21 protein-coding genes are annotated in these 23198 nt (G+C 46.3%); 11 read left to right on the top strand and 10 right to left on the bottom strand.

All coding sequences use genetic code 11. From position 1 onward, the window contains the following. The first annotated feature begins 3 nt into the window (after positions 1-3). The gene (locus Aso01_RS12130; RefSeq protein WP_004932232.1) at positions 4-663 is read left to right on the top strand and encodes a riboflavin synthase; all 660 of its coding nucleotides are present in this window, start codon (positions 4-6) and stop codon (positions 661-663) included. Positions 664-694: 31 nt separating this feature from the next. Here the strand turns inward: Aso01_RS12130 and blhA are convergent, their stop codons facing one another. Genes blhA through Aso01_RS12115 form a run of 3 tightly spaced genes read right to left on the bottom strand, consistent with a single transcriptional unit; the run spans position 695 to position 3206 of the window. Then, positions 695-1324: a cell division protein BlhA gene (gene blhA, locus Aso01_RS12125; protein ID WP_004932236.1), complete on the bottom strand. Its 630-nt coding sequence runs from the start codon at positions 1322-1324 to the stop codon at positions 695-697. Positions 1325-1357: 33 nt separating this feature from the next. Further along, positions 1358-1765 carry a DNA polymerase III subunit chi gene (locus Aso01_RS12120; protein ID WP_004932238.1) on the bottom strand — a complete coding sequence of 136 codons (408 nt, stop codon included), beginning with the start codon at positions 1763-1765 and terminating at the stop codon, positions 1358-1360. Further along, complete coding sequence (locus Aso01_RS12115; protein ID WP_004932241.1) at positions 1758-3206, bottom strand: leucyl aminopeptidase; 1449 nt, start codon at positions 3204-3206, stop codon at positions 1758-1760. The genes Aso01_RS12120 and Aso01_RS12115 overlap by 8 nt, the downstream gene beginning before the upstream one ends. Positions 3207-3359: 153 nt before the next feature. Between Aso01_RS12115 and lptF the strand changes: the two genes are divergently transcribed. From lptF to Aso01_RS12095, 4 genes are all read left to right on the top strand, one after another. Continuing rightward, entirely contained in the window at positions 3360-4460 is a 1101-nt protein-coding gene (lptF, locus tag Aso01_RS12110) for an LPS export ABC transporter permease LptF (protein ID WP_004932245.1), read from the top strand. Next, complete coding sequence (gene lptG, locus Aso01_RS12105) at positions 4460-5530, top strand: LPS export ABC transporter permease LptG (protein ID WP_004932247.1); 1071 nt, start codon at positions 4460-4462, stop codon at positions 5528-5530. Before lptF ends, lptG begins: the two co-directional genes overlap by 1 nt. Before the next feature lie 122 nt (positions 5531-5652). Further along, positions 5653-7200 carry a 2,3-bisphosphoglycerate-independent phosphoglycerate mutase gene (gene gpmI, locus Aso01_RS12100; RefSeq protein WP_004932249.1) on the top strand — a complete coding sequence of 516 codons (1548 nt, stop codon included), beginning with the start codon at positions 5653-5655 and terminating at the stop codon, positions 7198-7200. 11 nt (positions 7201-7211) lie between these two features. Next, a complete protein-coding gene (locus tag Aso01_RS12095) occupies positions 7212-8387 on the top strand; it encodes a S41 family peptidase (RefSeq protein WP_004932252.1) in 1176 nt (391 codons plus the stop codon). Between the two features lies 1 nt (position 8388). Here the strand turns inward: Aso01_RS12095 and Aso01_RS12090 are convergent, their stop codons facing one another. Genes Aso01_RS12090 through gacA form a run of 3 tightly spaced genes read right to left on the bottom strand, consistent with a single transcriptional unit; the run spans position 8389 to position 12061 of the window. Further along, the gene (locus Aso01_RS12090) at positions 8389-9807 is read right to left on the bottom strand and encodes a sigma-54-dependent transcriptional regulator (RefSeq protein WP_004932255.1); all 1419 of its coding nucleotides are present in this window, start codon (positions 9805-9807) and stop codon (positions 8389-8391) included. Between the two features lie 27 nt (positions 9808-9834). Further along, positions 9835-11403: a sensor histidine kinase gene (locus Aso01_RS12085; protein WP_004932258.1), complete on the bottom strand. Its 1569-nt coding sequence runs from the start codon at positions 11401-11403 to the stop codon at positions 9835-9837. A 22-nt stretch (positions 11404-11425) separates the two neighbouring features. After that, complete coding sequence (gacA, locus tag Aso01_RS12080) at positions 11426-12061, bottom strand: response regulator transcription factor GacA (RefSeq protein ID WP_004932261.1); 636 nt, start codon at positions 12059-12061, stop codon at positions 11426-11428. A gap of 213 nt (positions 12062-12274) precedes the next feature. Here gacA and pbpG point away from each other — a divergent pair, with 213 nt between their 5' ends. Next, positions 12275-13333: a D-alanyl-D-alanine endopeptidase PBP7/8 gene (gene pbpG, locus Aso01_RS12075; RefSeq protein WP_004932264.1), complete on the top strand. Its 1059-nt coding sequence runs from the start codon at positions 12275-12277 to the stop codon at positions 13331-13333. Between the two features lie 66 nt (positions 13334-13399). Here the strand turns inward: pbpG and thrC are convergent, their stop codons facing one another. The 4 genes from thrC to xerD all read right to left on the bottom strand — a co-directional run bounded on the left by thrC (position 13400) and on the right by xerD (position 17931). Next, a complete protein-coding gene (gene thrC / locus Aso01_RS12070; protein ID WP_004932267.1) occupies positions 13400-14539 on the bottom strand; it encodes a threonine synthase in 1140 nt (379 codons plus the stop codon). A gap of 60 nt (positions 14540-14599) precedes the next feature. Beyond that, entirely contained in the window at positions 14600-15901 is a 1302-nt protein-coding gene (locus Aso01_RS12065; protein WP_004932270.1) for a homoserine dehydrogenase, read from the bottom strand. A 170-nt stretch (positions 15902-16071) separates the two neighbouring features. After that, positions 16072-16887, bottom strand: a complete 816-nt coding sequence (locus tag Aso01_RS12060) for a DsbC family protein (protein ID WP_004932272.1) — start codon at positions 16885-16887, stop codon at positions 16072-16074. 126 nt (positions 16888-17013) lie between these two features. Further along, the gene (gene xerD / locus Aso01_RS12055) at positions 17014-17931 is read right to left on the bottom strand and encodes a site-specific tyrosine recombinase XerD (protein ID WP_004932274.1); all 918 of its coding nucleotides are present in this window, start codon (positions 17929-17931) and stop codon (positions 17014-17016) included. Positions 17932-18084: 153 nt separating this feature from the next. On the opposite strand from xerD, the gene Aso01_RS12050 reads away from it, so the two are divergent. The 5 genes from Aso01_RS12050 (at position 18085) to ftsW (ending at position 23194) form a co-directional block, all read left to right on the top strand. Then, positions 18085-18348 (top strand): FeoA family protein, encoded by a 264-nt coding sequence (locus Aso01_RS12050; RefSeq protein WP_004932278.1) that lies wholly within the window; start codon positions 18085-18087, stop codon positions 18346-18348. Next, on the top strand, positions 18345-20198 hold the full coding sequence (gene feoB / locus Aso01_RS12045) for a ferrous iron transporter B (RefSeq protein ID WP_004932280.1): 1854 nt from the start codon (positions 18345-18347) through the stop codon (positions 20196-20198). The genes Aso01_RS12050 and feoB overlap by 4 nt, the downstream gene beginning before the upstream one ends. A 16-nt stretch (positions 20199-20214) precedes the next feature. Further along, the gene (locus Aso01_RS12040; RefSeq protein ID WP_004932283.1) at positions 20215-20469 is read left to right on the top strand and encodes a DUF6587 family protein; all 255 of its coding nucleotides are present in this window, start codon (positions 20215-20217) and stop codon (positions 20467-20469) included. Positions 20470-20624: 155 nt separating this feature from the next. Next, the gene (gene murD, locus Aso01_RS12035; protein ID WP_004932285.1) at positions 20625-21971 is read left to right on the top strand and encodes a UDP-N-acetylmuramoyl-L-alanine--D-glutamate ligase; all 1347 of its coding nucleotides are present in this window, start codon (positions 20625-20627) and stop codon (positions 21969-21971) included. A 26-nt stretch (positions 21972-21997) separates the two neighbouring features. After that, positions 21998-23194: a putative lipid II flippase FtsW gene (ftsW, locus tag Aso01_RS12030; protein WP_004932288.1), complete on the top strand. Its 1197-nt coding sequence runs from the start codon at positions 21998-22000 to the stop codon at positions 23192-23194. The last annotated feature ends 4 nt before the right edge of the window (positions 23195-23198 follow it).

The following is a 23198-nucleotide window of genomic DNA, read 5'->3' as shown; positions in this document are numbered from 1 at the left end:
ACCATGTTTACAGGCATTATCGAGAGTCTTGGCAAGGTCGAGAGCGTTCAGAATGTCGGTGGTGATGTACGGCTGCGTATTCAAACCGATTTAGATATGTCGGATGTCCATTTAGGTGATTCGATTGCCACCAACGGTATTTGTCTGACCGTAATTGAGTGGGGGGATAACTGGTACGCGGCGGATGTTTCCCGCGAAAGTTTAAACCGAACCACACTCGGCCAGTGGAAAGTGGGCCAGCCGGTCAATGTGGAAAAAGCCATGTTGCCGACCACGCGCTTTGGTGGACATATTGTGAGTGGGCATGTGGATGCAGTGGGCGAAATTACCGTGGTGCGTGAAGATGCGCGTTCGATTTATTATGAAATCACAGCACCTGTAGAAATTGCCAAATACCTTGCCGAAAAAGGTTCTGTCACCGTAGATGGGATTAGCCTGACCATCAATCATTTGCGCGGCAATATTCTGAGCTTGAATCTGATTCCTCACACGGCTGAGCGTACCAATATTGGCACCTGGAAAACTGGCAGCAAGGTCAATTTGGAAGTCGACGTATTGGCGCGTTACATCGAGCGACTTTTGCTGGGTGACAAAGCCGCTGAACACACCCATCAATCGAATATCAGTATGGCATTTCTGGCCGAGCACGGCTTTATGAAATAAGCAAAAAAAGCAGGCGGATCAGCCTGCTTTTTTATTTCTGGTGTCGGGTGTGATTTGAAAAATTTGAACGACTTAAAATATAGTCAATTTCTTCTTGTGCCGACTGCTTTAACTGGCTGCGAAACTGGGCAACGGCTTCTTCAATGCGCGTATCTGCCTCAAGTTCGAGGCGCAAACGTACGCTTTCAAGCTCCGAGATGATTTGACTGTCGGAAATACGGCTAGCACGTGAGTAATCCATACTGACATCTGGATTTTTATGATAGCGTGCAGCGAGTTGCTCAACCTCAGAGTCAATCTGAGCTTGTAGCTCAGCCAAAACCACGCTTTGTTGCTTGAACTGCTGAACTTCATCGGCATAAAGCGCGGCGTGATAACGGGCTTGCTCGGCACGTTTTTCTGCCAGTGATTTCTCTAGTGCTTGTTGCTTGCGAATGCGCGCTTGCTCGATCAGTTCTGCCTTAAGGGCAGCATAAGCCTCTTCAATCTGTTGCTGTGCAAGCTGTTGTTGTTTTTGATCGTGCTCAATCCAGTATTGAATTGGAGTTTTCGGCTCTAATAAATCGCAAATCCGGTCAAGATCGTTTTTGAAGGTCTGGCGAACCGCCTCCGGTGCATTGAGCCAACGCGTTTTAAAATCATGCCCGACATTTAATGCCACAATAGTCTCCTTCAACAACTCTACGCGATGTCCTTATAATTTAAAGGTACGCGGTTCAACCCCTAAACGACGATAAAATTTGAATTTTTCTCGTCCAATCTGTTTGGCAGCTTCGGTATTTTCAATAATTTCAATAATGTGACTAAACTGCATGCCATGTTCAAGAGCATGATTGTTAAAATTAAAAATAATCCACTCTGCGCTATCAGGCAATTGCTCTGAAATACATACCGCTGCATCGGGCTGGTTAATTCCATGCCCGATAAAGCTTTCAGCATCAAAGGTCCAGAGTTTTTCATCTAGCTCTTTTTGTAGCTCTAGTACTGGACAGTACCACCATAACTTTTGTTGCTGTTTGATGAGCTTGCGGACCAAACGGCAAGCACTATCGACTTGCCGTTCCTGACTGGTTTCAAACAGATAAAAACTAACTTTAGGCATTCGCTTTTACACGATTGGCCAAGAATTGAACCAAAAGCGGTACTGGACGGCCGGTTGCGCCTTTGGCTGTTCCAGATAACCATGCAGTACCGGCAACATCAAGATGTGCCCAGCGATATTCTTGAGTAAAGCGTTGCAAGAAGCAGGCTGCGGTAATTGCACCACCGTGTGGCCCACCAATATTGGCCATGTCGGCAAATGGTGAATCGAGTAATTCTTGATACTCATCCATCACAGGAAGGCGCCATACACGGTCAAATGCATCTTCACCTGCATGCTGTAATTCAAGTGCTAACTCATCGTCTGGTGAAAATAAGCCACTCACCACCTTGCCCAGAGCCACCACACAGGCGCCAGTCAGTGTCGCAATATCAATCACCACGCTTGGATTAAAGCGTTTGATGTAGGTAAGGGTATCGCACAGCACCAAGCGGCCTTCGGCATCGGTATTTAAAATTTCCACCGTTTGACCGCTCATGGTGGTGACGATATCACCTGGTCGAGTGGCTTTATCTGACGGCATGTTCTCGGCAGCAGCGACAGCACCCACCACATGAATAGGTAAGCGCGACTCACATAAAGTGCGCATCGTGCCAAGCACAGATGCAGCACCGCACATATCAAATTTCATTTCATCCATGCCTTGTGCGGGCTTGAGTGAAATCCCTCCGGTATCAAAAGTGACGCCTTTACCGACTAGCACCACAGGCGCCTGTTCAAGCTGCGCATTATATTCAAGTGTAATGAGGCGTCCAGGACGAGCAGAGCCTTTGCTGACAGCCAAAAAGGCATTCATGCCCAAATCAGCCATTTGCTGTTCGTCTAGCACGCTCACCTTCAGCAGATCTGGAAATTCGGCAGCCAAGGCTTTGGCTTGTTCGGCCAGATATTCTGGAAAGCAGATATTTCCTGGGCGATTCCCTAAATCACGTGCCAAACCTTGACCTGAAGCCAATGCTTCGATCAGGCTGAGTTGGTCGGCATCAAGCGTGGTCGAGGTCGCAATCAAATCGATACGTTCAAGTAAAGTTTCTGTTTTTTTAGATTTGAATTCGTTAAAACTGTAATTGGCTTGAGTCAGACTCAGGGCAAAAAGATAATGTAATTCGACAGGTAAGGCCGAAATATCGAGTACGATGTGTTGGAATTTGGTGTTTACTGTTTTTATCACGCTTTGAGCGAGCTTGGCCAGTTTTGCCGCTTTAAGCTCTGCCAAATCACCCAAACCGATCAGTAGCGCATTTGGATAGGCCGCGATTTTTTCAATCAGCGGGAGAGTATCGTTAAAACCAGCCTTAAACTGTGTTGTGGCAAGAGTCGCGTCTAATCCATTAATTTTATATGTATTTTGTAATGATTTTAGTGCCTCTTCATGGGTGAGTGCGACAAAAAATCCACGCGTTTGTGTTTCAGGTGCAGTCGATTGAAGGGTAAATTTCATGGGGCTTTTAATACCTGTTCGCCATTGATTAACTTCTGACATTGAAACATTTTCTTTAAGCCAGTTTCAATGTGCAACACACGGATAGGTTTTATATTTTTATCATTCGGGTAAACTAGCAGAAGTTTGAATTGCCTTTTTGGAAGCACTAATTTGATTATTCGGCGTTATCTCGTCAAACAAGTGGTATCGACGTCCTTGGTGGTGATTGCCTTATTGACCTTGATCATGATGGGCGGTCGATTAATCAAGTACTTTGGTGTTGCTGCTCAGGGTCGTTTGGATGTAGGGGTACTGTTTAGCATTATTGGCTATCGTATGCCTGAATTTTTGACCTTGATCTTGCCTTTAGGCTTTTTTATCGGCTTGATGCTGGTGTTTGGCCGTTTATACGTCGATCATGAAATGGCCGTACTCAACAGTAGTGGCATCAGCCGGATTCGCCTAGGACATCTCTTGGTGCCGCTTGCGCTGGTTTATTTAATTTTTCAGGGCATTTTGATGCTGTGGATGACGCCGTGGGGCTTACGTCAGTTTGATCAGCTCTCGAGCAGTCAGGCTGTACGTACCGGATTTGATTTGGTTCGACCCAAAGAATTCATTTCATCTGGGCCCTATACCATCTACGCTGGCGATTTATCTGAAGATCGTAAAAATCTGAAAGATATTTTCTTTTATCAGCGTGCGCAAAAAGAAGGTAAGCCAGATGTCATGATTCTGGCCAAAGAAGCGACGCGTGTGGTACTCGACGATGATACTGCAAACGTTGTAGACCTCATTCAAGGTCGCCGATACGAGATTCATGCAGGGCAGCCAAAATATTCACAAGCCGAATTTCAACGCTACCGATTACGCTTGGAAAACGACAAGTCTGCGACTTTTGAAACCGATAAAGTTGAAGCACTGCCGACCACAAAAATCTGGAATAAGTGGAATGATCCCGTCATTGCCAGTGAAATGGGCTGGCGAATCTTTGGACCATTTACCATTGTGATTGCCCTAATGATGGCGGTGGCACTGTGTGAAGTGAGTCCACGCCAAGGGCGCTACTACCGTCTGATTCCTGCCATCTTTATTTTTGCGAGTTTGATTGTTTTAATGATCGCGATTCGTACTCGAATCAGCAAAGATGAATTAGGTGTCTGGGCTTACCCGGCCGCACTGGTGATTTATGGCGCTGCGGCAGCACTATTTGCACGCAAACAAAAACTGGCACCAAAAATTAAGAAACAGATCAAGCGAGTGAGGGCATAATGTTAGCACGTCGAATAGTTGCACAGCATGTGACCAAAACCACGGCGCTGGCAATGCTGGGTACCACGATTGTTTTGGTGATTTTGCAGGTGCTGTTTACTTATTTAGGTGAATTGTCCAACTTAAAAGAAGGTTACAACGCGTGGCAGGCATTTTTGTACGTGTTGTGGGGCGCACCACGTTATCTGTATCAAATTTTACCGGTTTCCGCGCTGATTGGTTCGGTACTGGGGCTCGGTACACTGGCATCCAACAGTGAGCTGATTGTCATGCGTTCGGTCGGTATTAGCTTATGGCGCATTGTGGGCTGGGTGATACGTTCCGCCTTGCTATTGGTGGTGTTGTCATTTGTTTTAAGTGAGTGGGTTGTTCCTTATACCAACGAACGTGCCAACAGCATTAAAAGCCATCAGTCGGTCGCGGCACTTGGTGAGGTACGCGGTTACTGGTCTAGAGAAGGTCAGCGCTTTATTTATGTCGACTATGCCAACTCACAAGGTCAGCTTAAGCGCATTCAGGTGGTCGATTTTGATCAGGATTACCGTTTGAAATCTATCACCAATGCCGATCAAGGACAGTTTGTCAAAGATGGGCAATGGACGCTGGGCGGTACGCAGCAAATCCAGTTGCAACCGGAAGGGGATGCGGTCAAAACAGTCGCGGCACAACAGCCATTCTCTTTAGCGCTACAACCCAAATATGTACACATGGTCACCATTGACCCTGAAGATTTGTCATTTAGCCAGTTGGTGAGCTTCATGAGCTATATGCGTGAATACAGCCAAGTACCAAAAACCTATCAGTTGGCATTTTGGAAAAAAGTAGCATCGCCATTTTCGCTGATTACATTGGTATTGATTGCGTGTTCATTTATTTTTGGACCACTGCGCCAGCAATCGATGGGCTTTCGTCTGGTTATCGCCTTATTTATTGGTCTTGGCTTTTACTATTTGCAAGACTTTTTAGGTTATGCCAGTCTGGTCTATACGCCATCACCGGCGTGGTTTGTACTTGGCCCGATTGTATTGCTATGTGCCGCGGGCAGCTATTTACTCTATCGGGTGAAGTAGGATCGGCTACATCAATTGAGTGTATGATCGACAGGATATAAAGCCCTGACTCAGGCATAGAGTCTGGCTTAAAAATTCGCTAAAATATTGCGACAAAATTATAGACATAACGAGTGTAAATTATGACGGATGTAACTGTTGGAAAAATCCCTCACGTGTTAGTGATTATGGATGGGATTGGGCATCGTGAAGCGGTGAAAGACAATGCTTTTTTAGCAGCGAAAACACCGAATTTGAGTATGATGAAACAGCAGCATCCGCATAGTCTGATTTCCGGCTCCGGTGAAGATGTAGGCTTACCAGACGGTCAGATGGGCAATTCGGAAGTAGGACACATGAATCTGGGTGCAGGTCGCGTGTTGTACCAAGATTTTACCCGCATTACCAAAGACATCCGTGACGGTGGCTTTTTCGAGCATGACGTACTTATCGATGCGGTTGAAAAAGCCAAAGCAGCGCAGGGAGCTGTGCACATCATGGGCCTGCTCTCAGAAGGAGGGGTTCACTCACATGAAGACCACATTGTGGCGATGTGTGAGCTTGCACTCAAGCGCGGCGCCAAGGTGTATTTACATGCCTTTTTAGATGGTCGTGACACACCGCCAAAAAGTGCCCAGCCATCGTTAGAAAAACTCGATGCACTCTTTGAACAATATGCTGGTCAGGGCCGAATTGCGACGCTGATTGGTCGTTATTTTGCCATGGATCGTGATAACCGTTGGGACCGCGTAGAACAAGCGTATCGTTTATTGACTGAAGGCGAAGCGGTGCGTGTCGTCGATACAGCAGTCGAGGGTTTGGCACAAGCCTATGCCGCCGATGAAAGTGATGAATTCGTAAAAGCCACGCGTGTTGGTGCCGCTGCGCCGATTCAAGATGGCGACAGCGTTGTGTTTATGAACTTTCGTGCCGATCGTGCGCGTGAACTGACCCGTGCATTTGTTGAAAAAGAATTTACTGGCTTTGAGCGTCAGGTGGTGCCGCAACTGGCAAAATTTGTCATGTTGACTCGTTATCAAGCAACAATTGATGCGCCTGTGGCATATATGCCTGAGGCTTTGCACAATTCACTGGGCGAATACTTGTCCAATCTCGGCAAAACCCAGCTGCGCATTGCTGAAACCGAAAAATATGCCCATGTCACCTTTTTCTTTAGTGGTGGTCGTGAAGACGAATATGCAGGTGAAAAACGAATCTTGATTCCATCACCGAATGTGGCGACCTATGACCTTAAGCCTGAAATGAGTGCCTATGAAGTAACCGAGCAATTGGTTGCGGCTATTGAGTCTGGAGAGTTCGACCTATTGGTGGTGAACTATGCCAATGGTGATATGGTCGGGCATACTGGTGTTTTTGATGCCGCAGTGAAAGCGGTCGAAGCGGTGGATACCTGCTTGGGCAAAGTCTATGCTGCTGTTATGGCCAAACATGGGCACATGATTATTACCGCTGACCATGGTAATGTGGAGCAAATGCAGGATTACGAAAGTGGTCAGGTACATACCCAGCACACCACTGAATTGGTGCCATTTATTTATGTGGGGCCTCAGTCTGCGGAAATTGCCAATGGCGGTGTACTTGCAGATGTGGCGCCAACATTACTGCACTTGATGCAGCTTCCTGTTCCAGCAGAAATGCAAGGCCGTAATCTTATTCAGATTCACTCATAAGGACACTCTGTATGACTCAGTGCTTCAATTTTCGTGTTTTACTGACAGGTTGGTTGATGTGTTGCAGTCCCTTGGTTTTGAGTGCCGCACCTGCCACAGCGCAGGTGGGTGAAGATGGTCAAGCGATTCGATCAGTCGAAGTGCCGGTCGAATCGATACAGCAATTTGTACAAATTTATAATTTGGTCAAAGACAACTATGTCGAATCCAAGCCAGATGAAGTCTTGTTTCAGCAGGCCATCAAAGGTTTGGTGGGCGGTTTAGACCGATATTCACGTTATCTCTCGCCTGAAGAATACAAACAATTGGTTCAATATACCGAAGGTGATTTGGCCTCGGTAGATTTTGCCTTGGTGTATGAACCACGTGCCCACCAATGGGTGATCCGTGATCTGAAAGAGGGCGCAGACTCTTATAAACTTGGTCTTCGAAATGACCAAATCGTAACAAAAATTGATGGACAAGATTTGCAAGGCCTCAATCACGAACAGGTTCATGGCCTGCTTTACGGTTCGATTGGAACGCCGCTGCAAATGCAAACCAGCACGATGGCTGTGGCCCAGACCCTGATTCGTAATAAAAAAATCGAAGCCGATGTACAGCCCGTATTGCTACATAATCAGGTTTTGGTGCTTAAAGTTCGGGTATTTCAGCAAGATACAGCCAACGAAATTAAACGCTTAATTGAAGAATATGGTTCACCGCGTTTGAAAGCCGTACTGATCGACTTGCGTAACAATCCTGGCGGTTTATTGTCTGCGGCGGTTGAATCGGCTGATTTATTTTTAAATCAGGGCGTGATTGTCTCGACGAAGAGCCGTTCTGAAGGCAATCAGCAATTTCAGGCTTTGCCAAGTAATGAATTTCAGCGATTGAAACTGGGCATCTTAATCAATCATCGTTCTGCTTCGGCGGCTGAAGTCTTTACGGCAGCCATGAAAGAGCACCAGCGTGCATGGGTGATTGGAGAAAAAAGCTATGGTAAAGGCGTCGTACAGAAACTCTTTCCATTGCCAGATGGAGCGGCGCTGCAAATGACAGTGTCTCATTACTACACACCCAAAGACAATATGATTGAAGGTAAGGGCATTCAGCCCAATCAGGTCTATCCCTTACCGGCAGATATGAAAGATGAGATCTATCTAGAGAATGTCTCCGAAATGCTGTTGAAGCAGGCGAAGCTTTAAACTAACTTTCTTCAGTATCAAGACCAAATTTCTTCAAGCGATAGCGAAGCGAGCGAAAGCTCATGCCGAGTTTTTTTGCGGCCAAGGTTCGATTCCAGTGACTACAATTCAAAGCATTTAATAATATCTCTTTTTCAATTTTTTCAAGATATTGCTCGAGCCCTTCGTGAGGAAGCTTGGTTTTAGTTTCAGGCTGCTGTGCGATCACACGTGGAATTTTAAGATAATCGGTTGCTTCAGTTACTGCGGAAGTATAGTCGCGTAGGGAGGAGCCATTTAAGTGTTGCACGTCGATAAATGCAGTTTCACTTAAAGTTATGGCACGTTCGATCATGTTACGTAATTCACGTACATTCCCCGGAAACGGATAATGCAGTAAAAATTCTTCAGCTGCTGCGGTCAGTTGTTTGATCGGGATGATCCAGTCACGACAGACATGCCCAATAAAATGCCGTGCTAAAATCAAAATATCGTCTCCACGCTCACGCAGCGGTGGCAGGGTAATGTCCATGACATGAATACGAAAAAACAAATCCTGGCGAAATTTGCCTTGTTGAACCAGTTGTTCAAGCTGTTGATGACTGGCACTGATCACACGAAAATCCACATCGATTTCGTGCTCAGATCCGAGGGGGCGAATTTTCTTTTCCTGAATAGCGCGTAACAATTTGACTTGCATGCTCAGCGGTAATTCTGCTACTTCATCGAGAAACAGACTGCCGCCTTGAGCCGCTTGTATCAACCCTTGCTTGTCTTGTGTGGCACCAGTAAAACTGCCTTTTTTATGCCCAAATAATTCACTTTCCATCAGTTCAGCTGGAATTGCACCACAGTTAATCGCAATAAAAGGGCCTTCATTACGATTACTTAAGCGATGAACCAGATTGGCCACCACTTCTTTACCTGTTCCGGATTCACCGGTAATAAAGACCGGCGCCTGTGAGCGCGAGATTTTTCGTAGCGCAATCCGAAGTGCTTCAATGGGTTCAGATTGCCCAATCAAGAGCTGGTGTTCAAGAGTTTCCCTATCATTGTCGGGATGCATCTGGCTGCCGTTGAGTGCGGTCTGTATCAATTGTTTCAGATGCTGCGGATTGATCGGTTTACTGACAAAATCAAACGCACCCGCTTTAAGCGCTGAAATGGCAATTTCCATGTTGCCATAGGCTGTGATCACAGCAATCGGAATATACGGAAAATGTTCATTCACATGATCAATCAAATCGAGACCATGACCATCGGGTAGATTGAGGTCGGTCAGACAGGCGTTGTATTCGTGTGTCGCAAGCAATTGTTTGGCCTGCTCTACATTGTAGGCACAATCTGTATGGATGCCCATGCGCGACAGGCTAATTTGCATCAATGAGCAAAGATCTTCTTCGTCATCGATCAGTAATACACGTGGTTGAAGAATGGTCATAACCCCACAAAACCTAATTTATATATTTTAATTTATTGGGCAGTGGATTCTAAAGCATGCCCCTTTATCTTGTTCAACATAGGTCAGCTTGGCATGATTGGCCTCGCAAAGACTCTGTGATAAATACAATCCTAAACCAGTTCCCTGAATTTCGGTACTAAAAAACGGTTTAAACAGTTGCGAAAGATTACGTTTTGTTACGCCCTCACCAAAATCGACAATATCAATCCAGATCGAAGTCGATGCCAACTGCACCACAATCTGAACTGCGGGTGCATCTGGTGCATTGTGACGAAGTGCATTTCGAATCAGATTGACCAGCACTTGCCGGAGTTGAGATGGATCAAACACAATCGATACATCATGTGCTGGGAGCTGAAGTTCTAATTTCTGCTGTACATCATTTAAGTCTTCGTGCAGTAAACTCTGTAAAAACGGATTGAGCTGGATGGTGATTGGGGTGGTGGTCTGATTACGCGCCATCCCGAGCGTATCTTCAATAATGTCATTGATCCGTTTGGTTTGTTTTCTGATCATGTTCTGCAATTGCTGCTGCTGATGCAGTTCACTATCGGACAGTAATTCATTGGCTTGGGCAATTGCAGCCAAAGGATTGCGAATTTCGTGGGCAATACTGGCCGAGAGTTGCCCCAATGCGGCAAGTTTTAACTGCTGAACACGTTGATTCATTCTTTGAGCGTCTTGCAAGATCAACAAGATTAAGGATTGTTGCGGAACCCGTAAACGCTGAATACGCACATGAAGACGATAAGTCGAAAACTGTGATTCAAAATTGAATGTTTCACCATCTTGCAGCGAGGTCGATCTGAGCACTTCAACTAAGTCTGGCTGAAGATTCACCAATGGCAATTGTTCATGCGCAAAAAGCGGCTGTATGCCTAAAAAACTCGACGCTGCGGGATTACATACCACAACATGATAACTTTCGTCGAGTACCAGATAGCCCTCTTTGGCCTGATCTAGAATATAACGATTGATATTTTGGAGTTGATTGAGCACGTCAGATTGATGATTGGCAATGTTCTCAAGTAACTGAAAACGTCGCACCGCGATTTGCCCGATTCCGTAAACCACAAAAAATAAAAAAGCCAGCAAAATACTGTTGCTGATCGAGCTGAGATGATCTTTGTCAAACAGAACCAACACCACTTGCTGATAGATCACCACAATGACCGCGAGAAGTGTAACGGTCAGTGACATTCGTGCTTGCAGCAAAATCGCCGCCGAAAATACCGTCACCACGTACAGCATGCTCAAGTACAGACTTGGGCTGCCCACGGCGTAGGTGAGTAAACTCAGTACCACAATGTCGACAATAAACAGCAAGGTGAGCTGTGAGGCAATCCATCGTGTAGAGAATTTAAATACTCCACCTTGCATAAAGCTGAGCAAGGTGTAAATCACCAGTGTAAAAACGTAAAGTTCGGGATGTAAATAGTCTGAGCTGTGACCCTGACCTGTGGTGTAAAAGATCAGAATCAGGCTTAAGCCAATAATGACACGATAGGCACCATACCAAGCGCCTAAACGATAAATCGTATACGACAGCTGGGTAGACAGAGCAGGCGCCGGCATAGAACAATCAGGAAATAGAAGACTAAGGTTTTATCAGCCCATAACGAATGGCCAGATGGGTAAGTTTGACATCACTGTCGATGGCGAGCTTTTCAAAGATGCGATAACGATAGGTGTTGACGGTTTTGACACTAACAAACAGTTTATCCGCAATTTCCTGCGCACTGATACAGTTCACGACCATCATGGCGACTTGCATTTCACGTTCAGATAAAACATCAAATGGCGATTGCTGGGTATCAGACAGATAAGAGCTGGCTAGTTGCTCTGCAATGTCGGCACTAAAATATTTACCGCCTTGCATAACTTTGTTGATGGCACGCACCATTTCGGCAATTGGGGCACCTTTGGTGATATAGCCTTTTGCCCCGGCTTTAAGCAATAAAGATGGATAAGGCTCTTCCGCCAAACCGCTGACCGCTATCACTTTGGTCTCAGGTGCAGATTGCAACAGACGACGTGTGGTTTCGACGCCCCCAATTCCAGGCATATTCACATCCAGCAAGACCACCTGAGGATGCTTCTGACGCACGATATTGATTGCGTCTTCACCTGATTCTGCTTGTCCAATCACATCGACATCGGCTTGATCCTCAAGCATACGACAAATGCCCGTACGTACCAATTCATGGTCATCAACGACTAAAACAGTGATCACACAGGCCTCCTGAAATTACAAAGATGGTTTTTTGTTACATAAAGCAAAATTCACTTGCATTGTAATGACAAAATTAGCAATTCTATTCACATAAGTTGAGAGAATAGTTGTACGCAAACATGTCTGACATTACCGTCATGCTGTATGTCCAAATGTAAGGCATAATGCAGGTAATAAGCAAATTTGTGTTCACCCTGAGTTGAGTAATTTACCGTGAAATATGCCAAAAAAACTCTGAAACATGCTTTGGGCATGTCGATTTTGCTAGCTTTGAGTTCAACAAGCTTTGCAGAACTCATTGTGAATCCATCTCCGGGGAATGCTGCTGGTGCTGCATCTTTAAGCTGGTCATCGGATGACGCAAATCAATTATTAAATTCAGACCGTTCGCTTGAGGCTGCTGCCAGTCCTCAGGGGTCGACGTCTGTCACAACCACATTACGCAGTACCACGACCACCACGCTTACGCCTGCACCTGCTGCGCCATCGGCAATTCGTGATACTGGTGGTTATGGCGCGCAACCTGCTGTCAGCGCTCGTGCGGCTTTGGTGATGGATGCCCAAACAGGCGAAGTCTTGTTTAGTAAAAATACCAATGCATCGATGCCGATTGCATCAATTACCAAGCTGATGACCGCTGTGGTGACCGCAGATGCGCGCTTGGATATGTCCCAAGAAATCACCTTGGAATCGATTGATTTTGCCGGGGCAGGTGGGAAAAATTCGAGTTCAACCTTGCGCGTAGGCGACAAGATGAACCGTGCCGAAGTATTACTGTTTGCTTTAATGAAATCTGAAAACCCTGCTGCTGCTGCACTGGCACGTACTTATCCGGGCGGACGTCCAGCATTTGTGGCGGCCATGAATGCCAAGGCACGTCAATTGGGCATGAGCTCAACACACTATGTTGAATCTTCAGGACTCGATCCGCACAATATCTCGTCAGCACGTGATTTGGGGATTTTAGTCAGTGCTGCTTCGCAATATGGTTTGATCCGTCAGTTTTCGACCACACCTAGCTATGACTTCAATCTGGGTTATCGCGTATTGAAATCAAACAATACCAACGCGTTGGTACGAAATGGTGGCTGGAATATTAATTTATCGAAGACTGGTTATATCAATGAAGCGGGCCGTTGTGTGGTAATGCATGCAACCGTTAACTCGCGTCCTGCGGTGGTGGTATTGCTCGGTGCAGGTTCAACGCAATCGCGTAACAACGATGCAACCAACCTCTTAAACTGGCTGGCACAGCAACCAAAGCGCATTTAAAACGATATACAAACAAGTGCAATAAAAAACCCGTTTCAGAGAACGGGTTTTTTATTGCCTGATAACTTACATGTTCGACAAGATAGAGTCTTTCACTTGTGTCATGGTGGCATCGATAGACAGCATCACGGCATCTGCACATTGCTTGATTGCAGTATCCGGATCTTTTAAGCCATTGCCTGTAACGGTACAGACAATCACAGAACCTTCAGGAATTTTACCCGCTTTGATGTCGCGCATTGCACCGCCAATTGAGGCAGCAGATGCAGGCTCAACAAATACGCCTTCGTACATCGACAATAAACGCTGCGCTTCTAGAATTTCAGCATCTGTTAATTCATCGAACCAACCTTCTGAATCACGAACAGCTGCTTTGGCATGGTTCCAGCTTTGTGGATTACCAATACGAATAGCCGTTGCAATCGTTTCAGGTTGCTCAATCGGTGCGCCACGCATAAATGGTGCTGCACCTGCTGCCTGATAACCGACCATCGTTGGCAGATCGTCTGGTTTAGGGCCCGTAAACTGATCGGTTTCAGCATCGTAAATCACTTGCTCGAACTGCTCAGCTGGCTGGTTGGCAACCGCTTCGGTATAACCCATCCAGTGTGCGGTGATGTTTCCTGCATTTCCAACAGGTAAGCAGTGGTAGTCTGGCGCACGACCTAATGATTCAACAATTTCATAGGCAATGGTTTTTTGACCTTGTAAACGGTACGGGTTAATTGAGTTTACAATCGTGACCGGTGCTTGGTCGGCCACTTCTTTCACTAAACGCATACCGTCGTCAAAGTTACCACGAATTTGCATGGTGATTGCGCCGTACATCATGGCCTGAGCCAATTTGCCCATTGCAATTTTGCCTTCTGGAATCAAGACAAATGCTTTCATGCCTGCACGTGCAGCATATGCCGCCGCTGCCGCCGAAGTATTACCTGTTGATGCACAGATAATGGCTTTTGAACCTTCTTCAGCAGCTTTGGTCACTGCCATGGTCATGCCGCGGTCTTTAAATGAACCAGTTGGGTTAAGCCCTTCATATTTCACATAAATTTCGACATCTTTGCCAATAATGCGTGGAATATTCTCTAGTTTAATCAGCGGAGTATTTCCTTCACCTAAAGAAATGGCACGCGTCGTTGCAGAAACTGGCAAACGGTCACGATAACGATCCACAAGACCGGTATAACGATTGGCATTAGACATGATGATTTATGTTCCAAGAGTAAGGTAGAGCTGGCGAGAGGGTTAACCCTCTCCACCTGATTAACTATCGAGCGATTCTAAACGAATTCGCACAATTTCGCCATGAATTGCAGGTAAAGCCTGAATTTTTGCAATGGCGTCATCCATTTTGGATTCGACCACTGGATCAGTCAAAATCACAATCGGGATAAGATCTTTTAAACGCGACTGCTGCATAATCGCATCGATACTGATGCCTGCACGGCTCAGAATCGTGGTGATGTCTGCCAGTACGCCGGTTTGGTCTTCAGCATCGACACGTAAGTAATAACCTGTGGTCATTTCTTCGCGCTTCAAGATTGGAAGGTCGGTCAAGGCTTCAAAAGCAAGTTGTGGAATGGTGCCTGCACCATCTTCAGTATAAGAAATATCACGTACAATATCGACGATATCGGCAACCACAGCAGATGCTGTAGGGCCTGCACCTGCACCTGCGCCGTAGTACAACGTTGGGCCAACCGCATGCGCCTGTACCAGTACAGCATTTTTAACGCCATTGACGTTGGCAATCAGTTCTTCTTCTGGAATCAGGGTCGGGTGTACGCGAAGTTCAATACCGTGTTCTGCACGACGGGCAATACCCAAGTGCTTAATTCGAAAACCTAGTTCTTCTGCATATTTGACATCTTGTGCAGTAATCTTGCTGATCCCTTCGGTGTACACTTTGTCAAATTGAAGCGGAATACCAAAAGCACACGAGGCCAAAATGGTCAGTTTGTGCGCCGCATCGATGCCTTCAACATCAAAGGTTGGATCAGCTTCGGCATAGCCGAGTTCTTGTGCTTCTTTTAAGACATCTGCAAAAGCACGACCTTTGTCGCGCATTTCAGTCAAAATAAAGTTGCCTGTTCCATTAATGATTCCAGCCAACCAGTCAATACGGTTTGCGGCCAAACCTTCACGAATCACTTTAATAATTGGAATGCCGCCAGCCACTGCCGCTTCATATGCAATCTGAACAGCATTGTCTTCGGCAGCTTTAAACAGTTCGTTACCATGCTCGGCCAGAAGCGCTTTGTTGGCTGTGACCACTTGTTTGCCATGCTTGATGGCTTCCATGATAAGTTCGTAAGCAGGATGGATACCGCCCATTACCTCAACCACGACGTCTACATCGGGCTGGCGCACAATGTGCATTAAATCGTCACTTTGCTGAATGCCATTAAGGTCAAGATCTGGGCGAGGACGGCGAGTGCCAACGTAGGTAATTTGAATTTCACGACCGGTGCGACGTTTAATTTCAGCAGCGTTTTCTTGTAATAGTTTAAGGGCACCACCACCAACGGTTCCGAGACCGAGTATTGCCAGACGAACTGGTTTCACGTCACACTCCATACATGCATAAAAATTCAATAGGTCTAGATCATAGCTAAAAAAATCGTCAGACTCTAGGGTTTGTTGGCATTTCCATAAGGAAATGCCAACGCTATTGTTTTTTAGTCAAGATGATTTAAGTTTGAACAATGTAGCACTGCAAATATAAGCAGGCTTGATTACTTATTAAGACGTGTATCAAGCTCCTCAGGAGTCAAGTAACCGCCCAAGTATTCACCCTCGACGCTATAAATAGCAGGTGTACCGTTCACGCCAATTTTTTGACCCAGTTGATACTGATCACGTACAGGATTTTTGCACTGTGCTGCTTGTACCGGTTGGCCCTGAACGGCTTGCGCAAATGCTGCTTTACGATCTGCGCTACACCAGATTGCTTCCATGGTCGGCATGAACTGATCGCCACGCGGCCAAGCAATATAACGGACCTCTATGCCTTTGGCATTGATTTCATCAAGATGCTCGTGCAATTTGTGGCAATACGGACAGCTTGCATCGGTAAATACGTAGACCACATGCTTGGCTTTACCATTTTTGGCTGGATACACAATCAGATCTTGTGTCTTGAGCGTTGCAAATAATTTTTTGTTTTCTTTGGCTTGTAAGGCTTCACCTACACTTACCAACTCTTTATTTCCCAACCGGATCACATCGCCTTGAATAATGTATTTACCATCGCTGGTGGCATAAACCGATGGCATGCCATCTAAGCTTACCCAATACAGGTTGGGTACTTCGGTCGACTGAACACCGGTAATTTTGGCATTGATGTTGGCACTTTTGAGGTGATCCTGCAAAGTCGAAATCAGACGTTGTTGAGCATTGCGTTCACTTAAGGTCGATGCCTCACCCGTTGCCGGTGTATTTGCAGTCAACGTATCTTGTTTTGCAGCATCATCCTGCTTGGAACATGCCGATACGGCTAAACTTCCAGCCAAAGCGCAGGCGATAAAAAGGTGCGAACGGGTAAATGACATAAACAACCCTTTTCATTTCAATTGTTATTTAAAGGCTTTTAGAATATCAAAAAAAAATCCAACTGATGGTAATTATTCGATGCGCTCTGTAACTGATCCGTCTTTGCATTTGGTTTGTTGGCAAGATTAAGCGCGCGGATGGTATTGTTCATGCAATTGCTGCATACGGATTTGAGCCACATGGGTATAAATCTGTGTGGTCGATAAATCACTATGCCCCAAGAGTAACTGCACCACACGCAAGTCGGCACCATGATTGAGTAGATGTGTTGCAAAAGCGTGGCGCAAGGTATGCGGAGAAAGCTCCATCTGAATATTGGCTTGCAATGCATAGCGCTTGATGGCGTACCAAAAATTTTGTCGGCTCATAATGCCGCCATGCTGGGTTAAAAAGAGATAATCGGTCGCGCTTTTATATAGCGCAGGGCGTGATTCGCGCAGGTAGCGCTCGACCCATTCAGTCGCAAACTGGCCCAGAGGCACCAAACGCTCTTTGTTGCCTTTACCGGTAATACGCAAATAGCCTTGCTTTAAATTAATCAGCTCCAGCTTTAGGTTCAGCAGCTCAGACACCCGTAAACCGCAGGCATATAAAACTTCAAGCATGGCACGATCGCGTAGCCCCAGCGCCGTGGAGGTATCTGGTGCATGAATCAGTGCATCGACATCTTGCTCAGATAAATCTTGTGGCAGACTTCGACCCAGTTTCGGGCTTTTATGCAGCGCCACAGGATTATCGGTTCGAATTTTCTGTTCACGTAAAAACTTATAAAACTGACGCAGTGCCGAGAGACAGCGTGCTATTGAGCGCGGGCTTTTCCCCAGTTTGGTGAGTTCAATCAAAACATCCGAGATGTCATCGGCACTCCATTCGGGCAGGGCGTGGCGAGACAATTGGGCACACTGGATCAAATCGCTTAAATATGCGTTACGGGTATGCGGGCTGACACTTTGTGCCACCAGATAGTCTCTAAAGCCATGCAAAAAACTAAATGGTTTTGGAATTGTAATTGGCGCAGGCGTACGGGGCTTTTTACTGATCATTCAAGCAACAGATGTTCTGTGATAACAATACATTAGTGTAAACAGCGTTTGCTGTCGATGAGATTTTACAGATGTGAATCGTAACGATTCCTTATTTGTTAATTATTCTCATTTGGATGTATACTATGCAAAAGCTTTCAGGATCAAATTGCAGTGCGTTTATCAGAACTTAGAGTGAAGCAAACTGCCATCATCACAGCGGTGGATCATACCCTTGATGGCAGTCCGGATCAACAAGATCCAATCGCAAACCGCCTTGAAACCTTAGGATTTGTTGCGGGTGAAAAGGTACAGATCGTGACAAAAGGCGTGTTTGGTGGCGATCCGATTCTGGTGCAACTGGGTTTTACCCGCTTTGCTTTACGTAAAGAAGAAGCTGCAAGAGTTCAAATCAGTCAAGAAGGAGCAGGCACATGAGTGAAGCACTTCGTGTCGCCCTTGTTGGAAATCCTAACTGCGGTAAAACCTCTTTATTTAACCACCTAACCGGTACGCGCCAGAAGGTTGCCAACTATGCTGGTGTGACAGTAGAGCGTAAAGTCGGACACTTTGATCTGCCTTCAAAAAAACCGGTGCGCGTGCTCGATTTACCAGGGACCTATAGCTTAAGTGCCACCAGTCCAGATGAAGCCATTACCCGCGATGTGTGTTTAGGCAAAATTGAAGGAGAGCGCGATCAGGATGCATTTTTATGCGTGGTCGATGCCACCAACTTAAAACTTCATTTAGGTTTAGTGCTGGAAATTCTTGAACTCAAAAGACCGGTATTGGTTGTGCTGAATATGATGGATGAAGCACGTCGCCGAGGTATTCAGGTGAACTCACAAAAGCTTTCGGAGCGTTTGGGAGTGCCTGTCGTTGAAACGGTTGCAGTGCGTAATTCAGGGATTCAAAATCTGATGAGTGCGCTGGATCAGCACAAGTTTATGGTGCCGCAAACCGAAATGACGGGTCTAAAAGGCACACACCATCAAAAAATTGAAATGATTTTAAATGACGTGGTGCAGTCTGTAGAAGATGCGGATGCGCGTTCCGATCTCTTAGATAAAATCTTTTTACACCCGGTGCTTGGTCTGCTCAGTTTGGCACTCCTGATGTTTGTGGTGTTTCAGGCCGTGTTTGCTTGGGCTGCGCCATTTATGGACAGCATTGAAGGCTTTTTCGGCTGGTTGGGGGAAAGTGTGGGTGCCTACATTTCCCAGCCTTTACTGCATAGCCTCGTGGTCGATGGGATTATTGCTGGTGCCGGCGGCGTGGTGGTGTTTTTGCCGCAGATTTTGATTCTGTTCTTTTTTATTTTGGTGCTTGAAGAATCTGGCTATCTGCCACGAGCTGCCTTTTTGCTCGATAAACTCATGTTTAAAGCTGGCTTAAGTGGGCGTGCATTTATTCCACTCCTTTCAAGTTTTGCCTGTGCTATTCCGGGCATTATGGCCACGCGAAGTATTACCGATCCACGCGACCGTTTCACCACCATTATGGTGGCACCGCTGATGACCTGTTCGGCGCGTTTGCCGGTGTATGCCTTATTGATTGGTGCTTTTATCCCTGCACAAACCGTGTGGGGAGTTTTTAACCTGCAAGGATTGGTCTTATTCGCCTTATATATGGCGGGTATCTTAAGTGCGCTATGCGTATCGTTTGTGATGAAGTTTTTCCAAAAAGACAATTCACAACATGCTTTATTGATGGAACTGCCAAGTTACCGTTTACCCGATTTAAAAAGTGTGGGAATTGGTTTACTGGATCGCGCCAAAATCTTCTTAAAGCGTGTGGGCGGGATTATCTTTGCCTTGTCGATTTTGCTTTGGTTTTTGTGTACCTTTCCGCAGCCGCCAGAAGGCGCAACGCTTCCGGCAATTGATTATAGTTTTGCCGGTATGCTGGGACATTTGATTCAACCTATTTTTGCGCCGCTTGGCTTTAACTGGCAAATCTGTATTGCACTGATTCCAGCAATGGCAGCGCGTGAAGTGGTTGTGGCCGCACTCGGCACAGTGTATGCACTATCTGCTACCAGTGAAGATGCGGTTACGCAAGGGCTATCGAGTCTGATCAGTGCTGATGGTTCAGGATGGTCGCTTGCAACCGGGCTTGCTTTGCTGGTGTGGTTTGTTTATGCGCCGCATTGCTTGGCTACATTGGCGACGGTTCGTCGTGAAACGGGATCGTGGAAAAATGTGGCTGTCATGACTGGATATTTGTTCGGTCTGGCGTATTTGATGTCATTTTTGACGTATCAATTGGCATCACGTTTTTTCTCTTGAGTGGTTGAGGTGGAGCATGATTGAGTATCTGATTATTGCAGTATTGGTCATCTGGAGTGCATGGGTAGTGTTCAGGAAAGTCTTTCCGAAAACTTCGACTGCACTATTTATGTCACTTTCAGATCAGTGCCAACAACGTGGCTGGCACGCACTGGCAACACGCTTAAAACCCAAAATGGTGGCCGGATGTGGCGGTAGCTGCGGATGTTCGACTGACGATAAGCCGACATCGCCAGTGCAAGAGATCAAGCCGGTAAAATGGTTGCAATAATACCGCAGATCAACTGATTAAAAAGCCATCAAATCGATGGCTTTTTTTACGCGCTGACACAAAAAACGTCGAATAAAACCAAAACTGAAAAAGCATTCAAAACCCCAAAGTGCTACCATTTTGGCAATCAATTTTTGTCACAATGCGGGGCATGCATGCTTATACAACGGGGTGGACTAAAAGTCGTTGCGGGTCTAGGAATCTCAGGGGTTTCCGCCGTTAATTTTTTACATGAACAAGGCTACCGCGTTGCTGTCACAGATTCTCGTGCAGTCCCCCCGGGGCATGATCAGATTCCGGCAGAGGTGCAAACTCATTTTGGTGCGCTGGATCTGGAGTTGCTCTTACAAGCAGAAGAAATTATTTTAAGCCCTGGATTAGCGCCACAGTTGCCTGAAATTCAGCAAGCAATTGCGCACGGTATACCCGTGATCGGCGATATTCAGGTATTACGCCGTGCCACTACTGTTCCCATTGTGGCGATTACTGGTTCAAATGCCAAAAGTACGGTCACCACCTTGTTTGGTCAGATGGCCAAAGATGCAGGCAAACGCGTAGCAGTAGGGGGGAACTTAGGTCGTCCGGGACTCGATTTACTAAAAGACGAGCCTGAATTGCTGGTGCTTGAGCTGTCAAGTTTTCAGCTCGAAACCACCTCGCATCTGAATGCTGAAGTGGCTGTTGTATTAAACATGAGTGAAGATCATCTGGATCGTCATGGGGATATGCTAGGCTACCATCAGGCCAAGCACCGAATTTTTCAGGGCGTAAAAAAGGTGGTGTACAACCGTGATGACGGCTTAACCCGTCCACTTGTGCCAGACAACACCCCGATGCAAAGCTTTGGACTGAATGCACCAGACATCAATCAATACGGTGTGTTGCGCGAAGATGACGGGACGATGTGGCTTGCACGTGGTCGTAACCGCCTCATCAAAAGCACCGAGCTATACATTCAAGGCACGCACAATATTGCCAATGCACTGGCCTGCTTAGCACTTGGCGAAGCAATTGGACTACCGCTTGACTCCATGCTCGAGACACTCAAACAGTTTAAGGGCCTAGAGCACCGCTGTGAATACGTTAAAACTGTTCATGATGTACGTTACTATAATGACTCAAAAGGCACCAATGTCGGCGCTACATTGGCAGCCATTGATGGCCTCGGTGCCGCCATTCAACCCCAACATGGTCAAGTGGTGGTGATTTTAGGGGGACAGGGTAAAGGGCAAGATTTCAGCTTGCTGCGCCCATCGGTTGAAAAATATGTCAAAACGGCAATTCTGATGGGTGAAGATGCCCAACAAATTGAACAGGCATTACAGGGAACAGCGTCAATGGTGCATGTTTCAACTTTGCAAGACGCCGTGACTCAGGCGCAACAGCATGCCCAAGCAAACGACGTCGTATTGCTGTCTCCTGCCTGTGCAAGCTTTGATATGTTTAAAGGCTATCCAGATCGCGGGCATCAATTTGTTGCTTGTGTAAATGCCCTTGTTTAAATAACAAAAATCAGAAGGATAATGTGATGGCTGGCTTTGCTCAGACAACCATAACCAAAATTAATCAATGGTACGATCGCTGGATGCCGCGTGTACCGACCGAAATGACGGCGCGTAACGTGCTGATTTTCTGTGTGGTGTGCTTGCTTTGTATTGGTTCGGTGATGGTGGCATCCGCTTCGATGCCATATGCCGAATATATGCATGAGAATCCATTTCACTATGTGGTTCGCCATGCGATTTCAATTGCAACCGCAGCAATCGTGGCCTATTTCGTTTATAAAGTACCGCTGAATGTCTGGTTTAAAAATACCTTTTCATTATGGCTGATCACGATTTTACTGTTACTTGCCGTTTTGGTGATTGGAACAGAAGTGAACGGTTCGCGCCGCTGGATTCGACTGGCAGGTTTTACCTTACAGCCGACCGAAGTTGCCAAAGTGATGATGGCCATTTTTACCGCCGATTATGTGGTACGACGTGCCAAAGAGGTGCGTACCCATTGGAAAGGACTGGTTCGCTTAAGTGGTGTTATGGCTATTACGGTCGGGCTGATTATTGCCGAGCCGGATTTGGGCGCCACCGTGGTGATTGTCCTGATGATGGTCGGTATTTTCTTCTTGGCTGGCGCACCGCCCACTCAGTTTGCGATTATGCTGGGCGCGGTCGTGATGGGCATCGGCTTTTTAATTTTGTTTGAACCTTATCGTCTGGCACGTGCCTTATCATTTACCAATCCGTGGGCAGATCCACTCGGAACAGGCTATCAGCTTTCAAATGCATTGATGGCCTTTGGCCGCGGGGAATGGTTCGGTACAGGGCTCGGGCACAGTGTACAAAAGCTCTCTTACCTGCCTGAGGCACATACCGACTTTATGCTGGCGGTATTGGGTGAAGAGTTTGGTTTTGTCGGTATTTCGATTGTCATCGGCTTGTCGTTTACTATGCTGGCGTGTTGTATCAAAATTGGTCATCGTGCACTGAAGCACAACTTCTTGCGCGCAGGTTATCTGGCGTATGGGATCAGTATTATTTTTCTGCTACAGATCATTGTAAATGCAGGAATGAATATGGGCTTGATGCCAACCAAAGGGCTTACCTTACCGTTTATTAGTTATGGTGGAACATCATTAATGATGTGTGCTGCGATGATTAGTCTGATTTTGCGTGTCGATGCTTCCACGCAAGAGCTCAATCCAGATCGTGAAGAATCGAATTTCTAATCGA

The sequence above is a fragment of the Acinetobacter soli genome (genome assembly GCF_000760595.1).
Classification (GTDB): domain Bacteria; phylum Pseudomonadota; class Gammaproteobacteria; order Pseudomonadales; family Moraxellaceae; genus Acinetobacter; species Acinetobacter soli.
The sequence above is the reverse complement of the archived record's forward strand: the minus strand, read 5'-3'. Positions and strand labels throughout refer to the sequence as shown.